The organism is Cupriavidus respiraculi (assembly GCF_914271545.1).
Taxonomy (GTDB): Bacteria; Pseudomonadota; Gammaproteobacteria; order Burkholderiales; family Burkholderiaceae; genus Cupriavidus; species Cupriavidus respiraculi.
The window spans coordinates 361,973-376,169 of record NZ_CAJZAH010000004.1 but is presented as its reverse complement, the minus strand read 5'-3'; the positions used below and the strand labels follow the sequence as shown (position 1 = coordinate 376,169).

Annotated in this window: 10 protein-coding genes and 1 pseudogene; 7 read left to right on the top strand and 4 right to left on the bottom strand. The window is 67.9% G+C overall.

What is annotated here, in order from left to right; all coding sequences use genetic code 11:
• Positions 1–372: 372 nt before the first annotated feature.
• Positions 373–627 (bottom strand): annotated as a pseudogene (locus tag LDO27_RS19640) (LysR family transcriptional regulator); the annotation flags it as partial.
• 539 nt (positions 628–1,166) lie between these two features.
• Positions 1,167–1,700 carry a hypothetical protein gene (locus LDO27_RS19635; RefSeq protein ID WP_224043557.1) on the bottom strand — a complete coding sequence of 178 codons (534 nt, stop codon included), beginning with the start codon at positions 1,698–1,700 and terminating at the stop codon, positions 1,167–1,169.
• A gap of 328 nt (positions 1,701–2,028) precedes the next feature.
• Here LDO27_RS19635 and LDO27_RS19630 point away from each other — a divergent pair, with 328 nt between their 5' ends.
• Positions 2,029–3,126: an extracellular catalytic domain type 1 short-chain-length polyhydroxyalkanoate depolymerase gene (locus LDO27_RS19630; protein WP_222207108.1), complete on the top strand. Its 1,098-nt coding sequence runs from the start codon at positions 2,029–2,031 to the stop codon at positions 3,124–3,126.
• Between the two features lie 68 nt (positions 3,127–3,194).
• Here LDO27_RS19630 and LDO27_RS19625 read toward each other — a convergent pair whose 3' ends face one another.
• The gene (locus LDO27_RS19625; protein WP_224043555.1) at positions 3,195–4,508 is read right to left on the bottom strand and encodes an MFS transporter; all 1,314 of its coding nucleotides are present in this window, start codon (positions 4,506–4,508) and stop codon (positions 3,195–3,197) included.
• Between the two features lie 363 nt (positions 4,509–4,871).
• Here LDO27_RS19625 and LDO27_RS19620 point away from each other — a divergent pair, with 363 nt between their 5' ends.
• Together LDO27_RS19620 and LDO27_RS19615 are read left to right on the top strand one after the other, a co-directional pair.
• Entirely contained in the window at positions 4,872–8,864 is a 3,993-nt protein-coding gene (locus LDO27_RS19620; RefSeq protein ID WP_224043553.1) for a DUF748 domain-containing protein, read from the top strand.
• A gap of 149 nt (positions 8,865–9,013) precedes the next feature.
• Positions 9,014–9,199 (top strand): rubredoxin, encoded by a 186-nt coding sequence (locus LDO27_RS19615; RefSeq protein ID WP_222207111.1) that lies wholly within the window; start codon positions 9,014–9,016, stop codon positions 9,197–9,199.
• Positions 9,200–9,293: 94 nt separating this feature from the next.
• Here the strand turns inward: LDO27_RS19615 and LDO27_RS19610 are convergent, their stop codons facing one another.
• Positions 9,294–9,473, bottom strand: coding sequence for a hypothetical protein (locus tag LDO27_RS19610; RefSeq protein ID WP_222207112.1), 180 nt, complete (start codon positions 9,471–9,473; stop codon positions 9,294–9,296).
• Positions 9,474–9,746: 273 nt separating this feature from the next.
• On the opposite strand from LDO27_RS19610, the gene LDO27_RS19605 reads away from it, so the two are divergent.
• From LDO27_RS19605 to LDO27_RS19590, 4 genes are all read left to right on the top strand, one after another.
• Positions 9,747–10,250, top strand: a complete 504-nt coding sequence (locus tag LDO27_RS19605; protein WP_222207113.1) for a hypothetical protein — start codon at positions 9,747–9,749, stop codon at positions 10,248–10,250.
• 189 nt (positions 10,251–10,439) lie between these two features.
• Entirely contained in the window at positions 10,440–11,636 is a 1,197-nt protein-coding gene (locus tag LDO27_RS19600; RefSeq protein ID WP_224043551.1) for a cytochrome c oxidase subunit II, read from the top strand.
• A 97-nt stretch (positions 11,637–11,733) separates the two neighbouring features.
• The gene (ctaD, locus tag LDO27_RS19595; RefSeq protein ID WP_224043549.1) at positions 11,734–13,491 is read left to right on the top strand and encodes a cytochrome c oxidase subunit I; all 1,758 of its coding nucleotides are present in this window, start codon (positions 11,734–11,736) and stop codon (positions 13,489–13,491) included.
• The gene (locus LDO27_RS19590) at positions 13,488–14,135 is read left to right on the top strand and encodes a cytochrome c oxidase subunit 3 family protein (RefSeq protein ID WP_222207116.1); all 648 of its coding nucleotides are present in this window, start codon (positions 13,488–13,490) and stop codon (positions 14,133–14,135) included. The genes ctaD and LDO27_RS19590 overlap by 4 nt, the downstream gene beginning before the upstream one ends.
• The last annotated feature ends 62 nt before the right edge of the window (positions 14,136–14,197 follow it).

Genomic DNA, 14,197 nt, shown 5'->3' with positions numbered 1-14,197 from the left:
CAGGCGGCCGCACTGGAACGCCGCTGTTCGCTATGCATGGCGTGGCGATGCGGCAAGGTGGGCACGGGGAGAGGGCGAATAGCAGGCGGGGCGGCGAATGCGGTGCGGCCGCGGCCCGCAACGGCGGACCGCGAGAATGCGGCGTGGCAACGGCATACAGGTTTCTCCGGTCAGCTCGTCGGGATGGAGCTGCCGGGAAAAGCTAGCCGGTTGCGGAATGTGAAACTATCGAACTTCGCCCAAACGGTGTCTGTCACGGTGGGCCAGGCTATCGCCCGGCGGACGCGGCGCGTCGGCGGCGATGGACTTGCTGGCGCGGTGCAGGGCGATGCTGTCGATGTCGAGCGCGGCCTCGGTGGTCGCTGCCGCTCCGCCAGGGCGCGTCAGGTTGGCCCATTGGGCGAGGATCTGGCGCGCGGTAGGCTCCATCCGCAACGCGTGCGGCGTGGGCTCCAGCATGCCGTTGCGCTTGACGAACAAGGGATCCCCCGTGATCTCGCGCAGCCGTGCGAGGCCGTAGGCAACGGTCGGCACGCGCCCCTGCGTGCGCACCGCCACGGCGTGCAGGTCGCGATATTCCATCAACAACACAAAGACGCCCAAAAGTTTGGTGCTGACGTGGCGCATAGGTCTTCCTTTCGTGTGTGAAGTCCAGTCCAGCCGCAATGTCGTTGGCCATCATCGGGCCTTGCCGCCCGGGAGATTGCCCGGGCGTCGTTCAGTGTCGTGCCTTGGTGGCGAGCGCGGGGCGCTAGGAGAAAGGGGGGCGGCGCGGTGTGGGTGAGGCGCCCGGCGCGGCGGGTGGTGCGCGCAAAGCGAGGAACGCGGCGCGGGCAGTGCCGGTTCTGGCGATGGTGGTAACAGACATAGGGTGGCTCCCTTGTCGGTGCATCCGACAAACAGGTAAAGCGACCCCGGATCCTCAGGCCCGATGCTGCGCCAGGATGCCGGAGCGGCGGCAAACTGCCGTTCCGGCTCTGCGATGCTGCCCTTGCTGAACGGCGAGTTTGGCCGCGGCTCGCGGGCAATCGATATGGCGCATTGCGGAAGTAGCTTAATACACCGCTTTGCAACTTCCTAGGGTTGGCGCGCCACTTTCTGATTGAGAACGATTGCGAATGTCGCGTGGTGGCGCGACATGACTGTCCGCGCGGGCGCGCGAAAACTCAGGTATCGCAGCTGCCTGGCGCGATGGCGACTTCCCCGACGGGACGGTTGCCGATGCCGGTGTACTGGAACACGAGCGTCAGTCCCAGGCGCCCGAGCACGGGCACGTCGGGATTGCGGCAGATGCCACGAACGAGCGCGGGCCGGGCGCTGGTCATGAAGGCGGTGGTCCCTTCGCGCGTGGCGTCGAACGTGACCAGGTTGAGGCGGAAGATCACGCGTTTGGCCGTGCCGGTGTGGCAGCCATCGAGCCGGGTGGCGGTATCGAGCGGAAAGGGCCCGGCACGGGTCAGCTCCCGGCAGGCGGAACCCAGGGCCGAATCGACGGCGCCCGGGCTGGTCAGGCGGGTGACGCCCGTCATGCCGGTCGGCTTGCCCTCGGCCACGCCGAACAGCAGCCGCGCCAGCGGCGTGAACGACGGGGGAGTCACGGACTCGGCGACCACTTGCTGCTGCTGCGCCGCGGCCGCGAGAGGGAGCAACGCGGACAGCGTCGCGAGGGAGAAACAGAGGCCGGGAGACGAATGTCGCATTGAGATCAGGTTATGAGCGTCGCCCTTCGTGGCGGGATATTCCTCCCTGTGCCGCGATGCAGGCCAGCGGCACAGTGCGACCATAACCAGCTTGGCCTCGCTACGCTGTCCGGCATCGTCCTACAAGGAGGGCCGCACTTCGGGTGTCAGCATTGTGACAACGCTGCCACTTCCCTTAATGTTTTGTCATAGAAACAACTACGGCCGGATTTTTTCCGGCTTTAGGTGCATTTTAAAGCGCAAAGCGGCCTGTTAGGGCTTCGAGGCTGTGCTACGCTGCAATGCAGCATTCCGTTGGAGTGCGGTTTCAGACAAGCAGGGAACAGCAATGATCAAAAGCCTTTCTGCCGAGTGGCACGAGCAGTTGCGGCAAATCGGCCGTGGTCCGCGCAAGGCGGCTTCGCACTGGAAGCGGTGGCTGGAGCGTCTCGAAGGGTTCCATCCCGCGGCACCGACGCCAAGAACGCGCGCGCCCGGGCCGGTGCGCGAAGCGCCGAGCGGCCCCTTGCCGGGCGGGTGGAGTTCGCACCGCTGTCGGCTGGCGCCGCTGCCCGGCGAGTTGCTGCCCCAGCTGTCATACCGCCTGTACGAGCCTGTGCGCGACGCGGGCATGCCGCGTCCGCTGGTGGTAATGCTGCACGGCTGCAAGCAGACGCCGGAGGACTTCGCCGCCGGCACGCGCATGAACGCGCTGGCCGAGCGCGAGGGCTTTCTCGTCGCCTATCCGGAGCAACCGCTGCGCCGGCAGTTGCAGCGCTGCTGGCAATGGTTCGACCTGCGCGCCGGCGAGGGCGGCCGCGAAGTGCAGGCGCTGGCGACGCTGGTCGATGCGCTGGCGGCCCGCCCCGATGTGCGCCCTGACCGTATCTATCTGGCCGGGCTGTCGGCCGGCGCCGCCATGGCGGCGGTGCTGGCGCTGCGGTATCCGCGCAAGTTCGCCGCGGTGGCGCTGCACTCCGGCGTGGTCATCGGCGCCGCCGATTCGCCGCGCGCGGGCCTGAAGGTGATGCGGCAGGGCGCGGCGGGCGATCCCGCGCTGCTGCTCGACGCGGCGGGCATCAGCCCGGGCTGGGAACCGATGCCCGCGCTGATCCTGCATGGCATGGACGACGACGCGGTGCATCCGGTCAACGCGCGGCTGCTGGCCCGCCAGTTCCTCGCCTACAACAACCTGCCCGACCGGCTCGACGACCAGATCGACGGCACGCGCGACGGGCGCGAGGCCGCCTCGGCCATGCCCCCGGGGCACTATGTCGACGCGCGCTTTCGCACGCAGCAGCGCGATCTCGTGCAGCTGTGCGAAATCGCCGGGCTGGGCCACGCCTGGAGCGGCGGGGACGACAACTTCCGCTTCCATTCGGCCACCGGCCCCGACGCCGCCCGGCTGATGTGGGAGTTCTTCCGCCAGCATCGCCGGGGCGCCTGAACTCGCGACGAAAAAAAAACGGGAGAGCCATGCTCTCCCGTCTTGCTTGCGAGCCGCGCAGCCGGTGCTCAGGCGCGTTTGCCGACGTTGGCGAACAGCGCGGTCGCCATGCCGAGCGCGCACAGGGCGACGACGTAGTGCGCCGGCGCCAGCGGATCGTTCCTGAGCATCAGCGTGACGATCATCGGCGTGAGGCCGCCGAAAATCGCATACGACAGGTTGTACGAGAACGACAGGCCGGAGAACCGCACATGCGCAGGGAAGGCGTTGACCAGCACATAGGGCACCGCGCCGATGGTGCCGACGGCGAAGCCGGCCAGCGCGTACAGCGGCACCAGCAGGTCCGGCCGCGCGCCGATGGTCGTGTAGAACGCGTAGGAACTGGCCGCCAGCAGCAGGCCGCCGAAGAACAGCGTGCGGCGGGCGCCGATGCGGTCGGCCAGGATGCCGGCCACCACGCAGCCGATCGACAGGCACAGCGTGGCGACGCTGTTGGCCACCAGCGCGGTGCGCGCATCGAAGCCGTATAGCTTCTGCAGGAAGGTGGGCGTCATCAGGATCACCACCACGATGCCCGCCGACAGCATCCAGGTCAGCAGCATCGACACCGCGACGGCGGCGCGATGGTCGCGCACCACGGCCTTGAGCGGCATTTCGGCGGCCAGGGCCTTCTTCTTCTGCAACTCGGCGAATACCGGCGTTTCATGCAGCCAGCGGCGCAGATACATCGACGCGATACCGAACACGCCGCCCAGCAGGAACGGCACGCGCCAGCCCCAGTCCGCCAGTTCGGCCGGATCGAAGATGGTGTTGATGCCGGTTGCGACCAGCGAACCGAGCAGGATGCCCGCCGTCAGGCCCGCGGTCAGCGTGCCGCAGGCGTAGCCGACATGGCGTGCCGGCACGTGCTCGGAGACGAACACCCAGGCGCCCGGCACTTCGCCGCCGACGGCCGCGCCCTGCATCACGCGCAGCAGCAGCAGCGCCACCGGCGCGAACAGGCCGATCGCATGGTAGGTAGGCAGCAAGCCCATCAGCAGCGTCGGCACCGACATCAGCAGGATGGACAGCGTGAACATCTTCTTGCGGCCGAGCAGGTCGCCGAAGTGGGCCATGATGATGCCGCCCAGCGGACGCGCCAGGTAGCCGGCGGCGAAGATGCCGAAGGTCTGCAGTTGCCGCAGCCATTCGGGAATCGAGGGCGGGAAGAAGAGTTGGCCGATGACCGCCGCGAAGAACACGAAGATGATGAAGTCGTAGAACTCGAGCGCGCCGCCGAGGGCGGCAAGGGACAGGGTCTTGTAATCCTGGCCGGTCAGGGGACGCGCGCCGCGCCCGGGCTGCGCGTCGGCCGTGCCGACGGTACTGCTGGTGGTGGACATGAAAAAACTCGCATGAGAAGGCACTCGCATGCGAAGCGTTGGCACGGAATACGTGACGGGGATGGCCGAGGGGTACAGCGCGGGAAATGCCGAAGCCAACGGCGGATAAGCCACTGGCATGCGGGGAGACGCTTCGCGAAGCCGAAACGATACCAGAGGTCGCTTTCAAAACCCTTTCGTTCCTATCAACAATGGCACGGGCATTTGGCGCCTTCCGGTCCTTCCCGCCTGCCCGAATTGCCTTTGCTTTGCCGCTATCCGTTGCGATAATGTCGGCGCAAAAAGTGAAATTCGGGGCACAAAGACCGGCGTAGCGGACAAAGAGCCGCCTTTTCCGGGCGGGGTCGCATCTTCTGGAATCACATGGCATCCAAGTTTTCCTTCGGGGCGGCGACCGCCACGCCGCGTCGCCGACTGGCCCTGCGCGTCGCGGGCGGCGTGGTCGCCGCGGTGGCGCTGTTCGCAGTGGCCGGCTACGCCGGCGCACCCGTGCTGATCAAGTCGTTCGGCGCCAGCAAGGCCAGCGAGGCGCTCGGCCGCAAGGTGACGATCGGCGACGCGCGCGTGCGGCCGTTCTCGCTGGCCGCGACCGTCTCCGACGTGACCATCTACCAGCCCGACGGCACGACGCCGATGGTGACGCTGCGCTCGGCGGACGTGGATGCGGCCTCGGCATCGCTGTGGCGCTTCGCGCCCGTGGTGGACACCGTCCATCTCGACGGGCTGACCGTCAACCTGGCGCGCGATGCCGCCGGCCGCATGAGCTACGCGGACATCCAGGAACGCCTGGCGGCGCGGCCGGCCGAGCCCTCGCCCAAGGAGCCGGCGCGGTTTTCGATCAACAACATCGCGCTGACCGGCGGCACGGTGGTGTTCGATGACAGGCTGCTGGGCCAGACCCAGCGCATCGAGCACCTGACGATCACGCTGCCGTTCCTGTCCAACCTGCCGCACGACGTCAATATCGTCACGCAGCCCACCGTCAGCGCGCAGGTCAACGGGTCGCCGCTGGCGCTCAGCGGCACCATGCTGCCGTTCGCGGACGCGCGCGAGGCCAATCTGAACCTGCATGTCGATGGCCTCGACGTGGCGCGCTACATGGTCTTCGCGCCTCCGCTTGCCGACGCGCGGGTCCAGGGCGGCAAGCTCGATACGCGACTGGCGGTGGGCTTTCGCCAGGACAAGGACAGGCAGGACATTTTCCTGTCGGGCACGCTGGCGCTGCGCGACGCCGATGTACGCAAGCGCGATGGTTCCCCGCTGTTGAAGGCAGGCACGCTGGCCGTCGACATCGGCCGGCTGGAACCGCTGGCGCGCAAGGCGCACGTCAAGGCCGTGGCGCTCGACGGGCTCGACGTGCAGGCCCTGCGCCGCGCCGATGGCTCGCTGGACCTCGCCACGGCGTTCGTGCCGACGCCCGCCGCCAAGCCTGCCCCGGCGGCGGCCGCGCCGGCACCCCTGGCATCGGCCGCACCCGCCTCCGCACCCGCCCCCGCGAGCGCGGCCGCGGCGGCCAGCGCTCCCCATGCCGCCAGCGCGCCCGCGCCTTCGGGCACGGCGGCCGCGCCCGCGACCGATCCCGCGCCCTGGACCTATGCCGTCGACCGCATCTCCGTGAACCAGGCCAGGCTCGCACTGCGCGACGAAGCCGCGCCTTCGGGCCCCGGCACGCTGGCCATCGGGCCGCTCGACGTGCGCGTGGACAACCTGTCGGGCAACAGCGACAAGCCCGCCGCGCTCGATGCCACGCTTGCGGTCGCGAAGGGCCAGACGGTCCGGCACAACGGCGCGCTGTCGCTGCGCGACCGCTCGCTTGCCGGCACGGTGCGGCTGGACGGCGTCCGCCCGCAGGGGTTCGCCGCCTGGTGGCCCACCGCGCTGCAGTTGCAGCTTGGCGAGTCGGCCGTGCAGGCCGAGCTGAACTACCGCATGTCATGGGCGGAGCCGGTGTTCCAGTTCGTGCTCGACAAGTCCCGTATCGAAGTCAGTCCGCTGCAGGCGACGCTGCGCAATGCCGTCGGCGTGCCGACGGGCGCGGATACCGGCACCCGCAATGGCGCCGCCGATGCGCAGCAGCAGGCGCGGCGCGAGCGGCGCGAGCGCATCGCGCGCGAGCGCGGCGATCTGGTGGGAGACAAGCTGCCGCTGATGCGCGCCGACAAGGTGGCCGTCGAGGGCCTGACCTTCGATCTGGCCCGGCAATCGGTGCAACTGGACGAGGTGCGGCTCGCCAGGCCGCAGTTCGCCGTGACGCGCGACCATCGCGGCGAACTGCTCGAGACGGCGCGGATCTGGGCCGTCGAATCGCGCGCGGCGCAGAGCCGCGCGGCCACCGCGCCGCCTCGGTCCCGCGCGGATGCCACGGCGTCCGCCGCGGCATCCGCCGCACGCCCCGCGCAGCCGGCGCCATGGAACGTGCTGGTCGGCAAGGTGGCCGTGGAGGGCGGCGCCGTGCGCCTGTCCGACTACGCGCCGGCCGCCGCGAACCGCAACCGCCCGGTGGTCCACCAGCTGCGCAACGTCGCGCTCACCACGGGTCCCATCCGCTGGCCGATGACGCCGGCCGCGATCCCGCTGAGCTTCAAGGCCGAATCGGGGCGGCGCGGGGCCCTGGCGATCGATGGCACGGTGGCACCCGCCACACCGGCCATGCAACTGCAGCTCGATCTGAACGACCTCGACATCGCCCCGCTGCAGCCCTACCTGGCCGATCGCTTCAACGCCGCGCTGCGCGGCGGCACCGCATCCGCCAAGGGCAAGCTGGCGCTGGTCGCGGCGCCGGGAAAACCGCTCGCCGTGAGCTATGCCGGCAATGCCCGGCTGGCCAATGTGCGGACCGTCGACCGCATCAGCGGCGAGGACTTCCTGCGCTGGCGCAGCGTCGCGGTGGCCGGCATCGATTTCCGCATGGACGAGGCCAAAGGTCCGCTGAAGCTGGGCCTGGACAACATCGTGCTGTCGGACTTCTATGCGCGCGTGATCCTGAACGCCAATGGCCGGCTCAACCTGCAGGATGTGATGTCGGGCGGCGCGGACAAGGGAGAGAGCGCGCCCACCAGGAGCCTCACGCAGGCGTCGCCCGGCGCGGCCAGCGCACCGGTGGCCGAGACGCCGGCGGGTCCGAAGCCGGAGATCCGCATCGGGGGCGTAAAGGTCGAGAAGGGCAATATCAACTTCTCCGACTTCTTCGTGCGGCCCAACTACACCGCCAACCTGACGGGCATGAAGGGCTCGGTGTCGAAGGTGGCCACCGGCGATCCCGCGCCGGCGGACCTGGTGCTGGAGGGCCGGCTGGACGACGATGCGCCGGTCACGATCAGCGGCAAGCTCAATCCGCTCGGCGAGCAGCTCTACCTGGATATCGCGGCCAAGGCGGCCGGCGTCGAGCTGACGCGCCTCACGCCTTACGCTGCCAAGTACGCGGGCTATCCGATCACCAAGGGCAAGATGACGGTGGATGTGGGGTACAAGATCGAGAATGGCAGGCTCGACGCGCGCAACCATCTGTTCCTCGATCAGCTCACCTTCGGCGATCGCGTGGACAGTCCCGACGCCACCAAGCTGCCCGTGCTGCTGGCCGTGTCGCTGCTCAAGGACCGCAACGGCGTGATCGACGTCAACCTGCCCGTGTCCGGCTCGCTGTCCGACCCGGAATTCAGCATTGGCGGCGTGATCGCACGGGTCATCGTCAACCTGCTCACCAAGGCGATCACGTCGCCGTTCTCGCTGATCGCGTCCGCGTTCGGCGGCGGCGACGAGCTGGGCTATGTCGAGTTCGCGCCCGGCACCGCGACCCTGGGCAAGCAGGAGCGCGAGAAGCTCGCCACGCTCGCCAGGGCGATGAACGATCGCCCGGCGCTGCGGCTGGAGATTACTGGCCGCATCGATCCGGCCACCGACGCTGAGGGCGCGCGCAAGGCATGGCTCGACGCCCAGGTGCTCGAGCAGAAAGTGCGCGACCAGCGCCAGCGCGCACGTGGCCAGAGCGCCGCCGAGGAGGCCGACGGCGACGGCGGCGAACAGGGCGCCAAGGTCACCGTGACGGCGCAGGAATATCCGAAGTACCTCGCGCAGGTGTACGACCGTGCGGACTTCAAGAAGCCGCGCAACGTGATCGGGCTGACCAAATCGCTGCCCACGGCCGAGATGGAGAAGCTGCTGCTGGAGAACGCACCCGTGACCGATGCGGGGTTGCGGGAGCTGGCCGAGCGCCGGGCGCTGCTGGTCAAGCAGACGCTCGAGCGCGAGGGCAAGGTGCCCGAGGCTCGCCTGTTCCTGACCGCACCGAAGCTGACGCCGGAGGGCATCAAGGACAAGGGGATGCCCAACCGTGTGGACTTCATGGTCAGGCAGTAGACGAGCGTGTGGCGGGCGGGCCCCATTGTGCGGCAGCTTGCGCCGGGGCAAGTGGGCTGCGCGCCGCTATGGCGGGTGCGGGAATGTTGCGACGCAAATCCGCGTATGATTCCGCCCGGAATCGATCGAGGTCATACAGGAGTTTTGCTTTGCAACAGGAAGCCGTCGCCTACAAGACGTGGGTTTGCGTGATTTGCGGATGGGTCTATGACGAGGAACAGGGCTGGCCCGAGGACGGGATCGCCGCGGGCACGCGTTGGGAAGACATCCCCGAAGACTGGCGCTGCCCCGAATGCGACGTCGGCAAGGCCGAGTTCGCCATGATCGAGATCTGATGATCCGATAGCGCGCGGTTGCACGCGCGCACGCCGCCCGGCGTTGCGCGCCACACCGCTGCGCACCGGGCGGACCACCCGGATGGCGCCGCCGCTAGATCAGCAGCGGTATCGCCTCCAGCACCAACACCCCGAACAGCACCCCCGCCACGACGCCGATGGTCCGGCAGCTGATCTTCAGCGCCCGCGCCGCCACCGGCACCAGTCCCATGAGGATCATGCCGACCAGCGCCATGGGGATCAGGAACACGAGATCGTGCAGATGGAATGACATGGCCGTCTCCTGTCTCTCTCAGTGGTGTTCTGTTGTGTTTTCAGTATAGGGAGGCGAGAACGAAGCAAACCTAGGGTTCTCCCTAGTGTCGCTGTGATCCGTCATGCCCGGCTTCGCACGTCGTGTGCCGCCGCAATGTCATGGCATGCGCGTCTCTCTCGCCCGGGGGCGTTGGCAATGGCGCCACAGCGCCTTGCACAGCGGTATGTTTCTCGCGCGCGTGTCCTATCCTGTGCAGTAGGTTCTGTCTCGTCACAACGTGTGGAGGTGGATATGGAATTGCACATGCACTCGCACCACTATGTGCGCCGTACCCCGGACTGGAGCGCGGCGGCGGTGTCCGGGCTGGCGGCTGGCGCGCTGCTGCTGGTGGCCGAATTGTTCTGGTCGACCATGATGGTCGGCACCAATCCCTGGCCCACCACGCGCATGATCGCGGGCATCGTCATGGGACCGGAGGTGTTGCAGAGCTCCATGTTCAGTCTCGGCACGACGGTCGCCGCCCTGGTGATCCACTTCGTGCTCGGCGCCGTGCTCGGCATGATCCTCGGCGCCATCATGGCGCCCTTCACGCTGGACTCGAGCATCGGCATGGCCATGCTGACCGGCGCGGTGTTCGGGCTGGTGATCTACCTGCTGAACTTCTATGTCATGACGCGCTTCTTCCCGTGGTTCGTGGATGCGCGCGGCTGGCATACGCTGTTCGGCCACCTGCTGTTCGGCGCGTGCGCGGCCATCGCGTACTGGAAGCTCGAGAGCAAGGACGTCCTGCACTGAGCGGTTCCGGAGCGCGCGGCGGCTACGACGGGCGGCCCATCACGGGCCGCCTTTTTCTTTTGCCGCGGCGCGCCATCCAAACATCCGGATGTCGCCTTGCGATGGCCTGAGCGCATGCACTAGTCTTAGCTCAACCCTGCGGGTCTTTCCGCAGCCTCATGCCGTGTCCGGGCATTGGAGGGGGTTGATATGGCAATGGCCATCGTTCTGGTCGTCATGGTGCTTGCCTCGGTGCTCTTCCATGTCCTGAGCCCGTGGCGGGCGACGCCGCTTGCGTCCAACTGGCAGCAGATGGACGACACGCTGACCATCACGCTCCTCATCACCGGCGCCTTCTTCATCGGCATCAACCTCTTTCTCGGCTACATGCTCTGGCGCTACCGCCATCGCGACGGCCAGCGCGCCGCCTACCAGCCGGAAAACCGCAAGCTCGAACTCTGGCTGATCGGCGGCACGACGATCGGCGTGATCGCGTTGCTGGCGCCGGGCCTGTTCGTCTATGCCGACTATGTGCGTCCGCCGCGCGACGCGATGGTGGTCGAGGTGGTCGGCCAGCAGTGGTCCTGGGGCTTTCGCTTTCCCGGTCCCAACGGCGAACTGGGCACCACGGATACGCGCTTCGTCGGGCCAGGCAATCCCCTCGGCCTCAATCCGCAGGACCCCAACGGGCAGGACGACATCATCATCACCAGCCCCGAGCTGCATCTGCCGCTGCACCGCCCGATCAAGGTCCTGCTGCGCTCCAAGGACGTGCTGCACGACTTCTACGTGCCGCCCTTTCGCGCGCGGATGAACATGGTGCCCGGCATGGTCACCTCGTTCTGGTTCACGCCCACGCAGGCGGGACGCTTCGACATCCTGTGCGCGCAGCTTTGCGGCGTGGGCCACTACAACATGCGCGGCAACGTGGTGGTCGAGGACCAGGCCGCGTTCGCGGGCTGGCTGCAGCGCCAGCAGAACTTCGCGGCGATGCAGGTGGCGGCCCCGCCCGTGGCGGCCGCGCGCGCGCCGCAGCCCGCCGGCGAAGGCGCGGGCAGCCCGGCGCAGAAGCCGGGCGCGGCCACGCCCGCCACGCTGATCGAGCAGGGCAGGGCGCTGGCCCAGAGCAAGGGCTGCGTGGGATGCCACAGCGTGGACGGCGCCCCGGGCGTGGGACCGACGTGGAAAGGCTTGTACGGACACACCAGCACGTTCGCCGACGGCAGCAGCGCAAAGGTCGACGATGCCTATCTGCGCCGCGAAATCGTCGATCCGCAGGCGCGCGTGGTGAAGGGCTTCCAGCCCATCATGCCCAAGATGCCGCTGCGCGAGGACGAGGTCGAGGCGCTGGTGGCCTATATCCGCTCGCAGGCGGGGGACGGCAAGGCCGAGGCGGCCGGCAAGTAGCCGCGGTACCGCGGGCCGCGAAGCCGCGGGACGACGCAGCAGGCGAAGACGGAGCCCGGCCACCGCGTACGGGCCCCGGGCACACAGGAGGGACACCATGGCATACGCCGACGATGCCGCCCATCACGCCCACGGCAGCTTCTGGACGCGCTATGTCTGGAGCCAGGACCACAAGGTCATCGCGGTGCAGTACACCATCGTCGCGATCATCGTCGGTCTGGTGGGCGTGGCGCTGTCGAACCTGATGCGCATGCAGCTGGGCTTTCCCGGCCGCTTCGAGTTCATCGACGCCAACCGCTATTACCAGTACGTGACCATGCACGGCATGATCATGGTGATCTACCTGCTGACTGCGCTCTTTCTTGGCGGCTTCGGCAACTACCTGATCCCGCTGATGGTGGGGGCGCGCGACATGGTGTTCCCCTTCCTGAACATGCTCAGCTTCTGGGTCTACCTGCTGTCGGTGATCGTGCTGCTCGCCAGCTTTTTCGTGCCGGGCGGCCCCACCGGCGCGGGCTGGACGCTGTACCCGCCGCAGGCCATCCTGCCCGGCACGCCCGGCTACGACTGGGGCATCATCCTGATGCTGGTGTCGCTGCTGATCTTTATCGTGGCGGCCACGATGGGCGGGTTGAACTACGTCACCACCGTGCTGCAGGCGCGCACGCAGGGCATGACGCTGATGCGGATGCCGCTGTCGGTATGGGGCATCTTCATGGCGACCATTCTGGCGCTGCTCGCGTTTCCGGCGCTGTTCGTCTCGGGCGTGATGATGCTGCTGGACAAGGTGATCGGCACCAGCTTCTTCATGCCGGCCATGGTGTCGATGGGCCAGCAACTGGACTACAAGGGCGGCAGCCCGCTGCTGTTCCAGCACCTGTTCTGGTTCTTCGGCCATCCCGAGGTCTATATCGTCGCGCTGCCCGCCTTTGGCATCGTGTCCGACCTGATCAGCGTGCATGCGCGCAAGAGCATCTTCGGCTATCGGATGATGGTGTGGGCCATCCTCGCGATCGGGCTGCTGTCGGTCGTGGTGTGGGCCCACCACATGTTCGTCAGCGGCATGAATCCGTACTTCGGATTCTTCTTCGCCACCACCACGCTGATCATCGCCGTCCCCACCGCGATCAAGGTCTACAACTGGGTGCTGACGCTATGGCGCGGCGACATCCACCTGTCCGTGCCGATGCTGTTCGCCATCGCCTTCATCAGCACGTTCGTCATCGGCGGTCTGACCGGGCTGTTCCTCGGCAACGTCAGCGTCGACATCCCGTTGTCCAACACCTATTTCGTGGTGGCGCACTTCCATATGGTGATGGGCGTGTCGCCGATCCTGGTGGTCTTCGGCGGCATCTATCACTGGTATCCCAAGGTGACCGGGCGGATGCTGAACGACACGATGGGCCGTATCCATTTCTGGGTGACCTTCGTCGGCACGTACGCGATCTTCTTTCCGATGCACTACCTCGGCGTGCTGGGCATGCCGCGGCGCTACTACGCCTTCGAGAACTACAGCTTCATTCCCGAATCCGCGCACACGCTGAACGCCTATATCTCGGTGGCGGCCTTCGTCGTCGCCACCGCGCAATTGCTGTTCGTATTCAACCTGATCTGGAGCGTGCGCCGTGGCCAGCCCGCCGGTGCCAACCCATGGCGCGCGGCATCGCTCGAATGGCAGACACCCGAAACACCGCCGGGGCATGGCAACTGGGGGCCGCATCTGCCGGTGGTCCATCGCTGGGCCTATGCCTACAGCGTGCCGGGCGCGAACGAGGATTTCATCGCGCAGAACGCCGCGCCCGACGAGGGCGGGGCGGAACCGGAGCCGCATGCCAGCAAGGGAGCTATCGCATGACACCCGATGCCACCTACAAAGTCGTTCGCGACGACTTCGGGCCGGCCCCGACCGATCCGGATGGCGCGACCGGCCGCGGTTTCGGCGCGCAGCCAAACAGCATCGGCCTGTGGGCCTTCATGGGGGTGGCCACCTCGCTGTTCTCGCTGTTCGTCGTGGCCTTCGCGCTGCGCATGGATTCGCCGGATTGGCACGCCGTCGCGTTGCCGTGGCAGGTGTGGCTGTCCACGGCCCTGCTGGCCGCGGGCAGCCTCGCCATGTCGCTGGCCGTGCGCGCGGCGCAAGCCGGCGAGCCGGAGCGGGCGCGGCTTGCCATGACCTGGGGCGGTGTGGCGGCCGCCGGCTTCGTGGCGAGCCAATGGTGGGCCTGGCAGGCGCTGCAAGCGGCCGACGTGTTGCCAGCGAACAATCCCGCCGCCGGGTTCTTCTATCTGCTGACCGGCATGCACGCGCTGCACGTGGTCGGCGGGCTCGTCGGCTGGGGCATGGCGCGCTTCGGCCGGCGCCACCAGGTGGACACGGTGCTGCGCATGCGGCTGTGCGCGCGCTACTGGCACTTCCTGTTCGCGGTCTGGCTGGTACTGCTGGCCGCGCTGGGCTGGCTGACGCCGGAGATCGTCCGCTTCATCTGCGGCACGGACTGACGCACGCCGCCGCAACCGCCTGCGCCTTCGACCACGACACAGGAGCCGCCATGTCCACGCCC

What these genes read in the sequence shown, in the direction of transcription:
- LDO27_RS19630 (WP_222207108.1), top strand. Translation starts at nt 2,029, where the DNA reads ATGATCAAAAGCCTTTCTGCCGAGTGGCACGAGCAGTTGCGGCAAATC.
- LDO27_RS19625 (WP_224043555.1), bottom strand. Translation starts at nt 4,508, where the DNA reads ATGTCCACCACCAGCAGTACCGTCGGCACGGCCGACGCGCAGCCCGGG.
- LDO27_RS19605 (WP_222207113.1), top strand. Translation starts at nt 9,747, where the DNA reads ATGGAATTGCACATGCACTCGCACCACTATGTGCGCCGTACCCCGGAC.
- LDO27_RS19600 (WP_224043551.1), top strand. Translation starts at nt 10,440, where the DNA reads ATGGCAATGGCCATCGTTCTGGTCGTCATGGTGCTTGCCTCGGTGCTC.
- ctaD (WP_224043549.1), top strand. Translation starts at nt 11,734, where the DNA reads ATGGCATACGCCGACGATGCCGCCCATCACGCCCACGGCAGCTTCTGG.
- LDO27_RS19590 (WP_222207116.1), top strand. Translation starts at nt 13,488, where the DNA reads ATGACACCCGATGCCACCTACAAAGTCGTTCGCGACGACTTCGGGCCG.
- LDO27_RS19620 (WP_224043553.1), top strand. Translation starts at nt 4,872, where the DNA reads ATGGCATCCAAGTTTTCCTTCGGGGCGGCGACCGCCACGCCGCGTCGC.
- LDO27_RS19610 (WP_222207112.1), bottom strand. Translation starts at nt 9,473, where the DNA reads ATGTCATTCCATCTGCACGATCTCGTGTTCCTGATCCCCATGGCGCTG.
- LDO27_RS19635 (WP_224043557.1), bottom strand. Translation starts at nt 1,700, where the DNA reads ATGCGACATTCGTCTCCCGGCCTCTGTTTCTCCCTCGCGACGCTGTCC.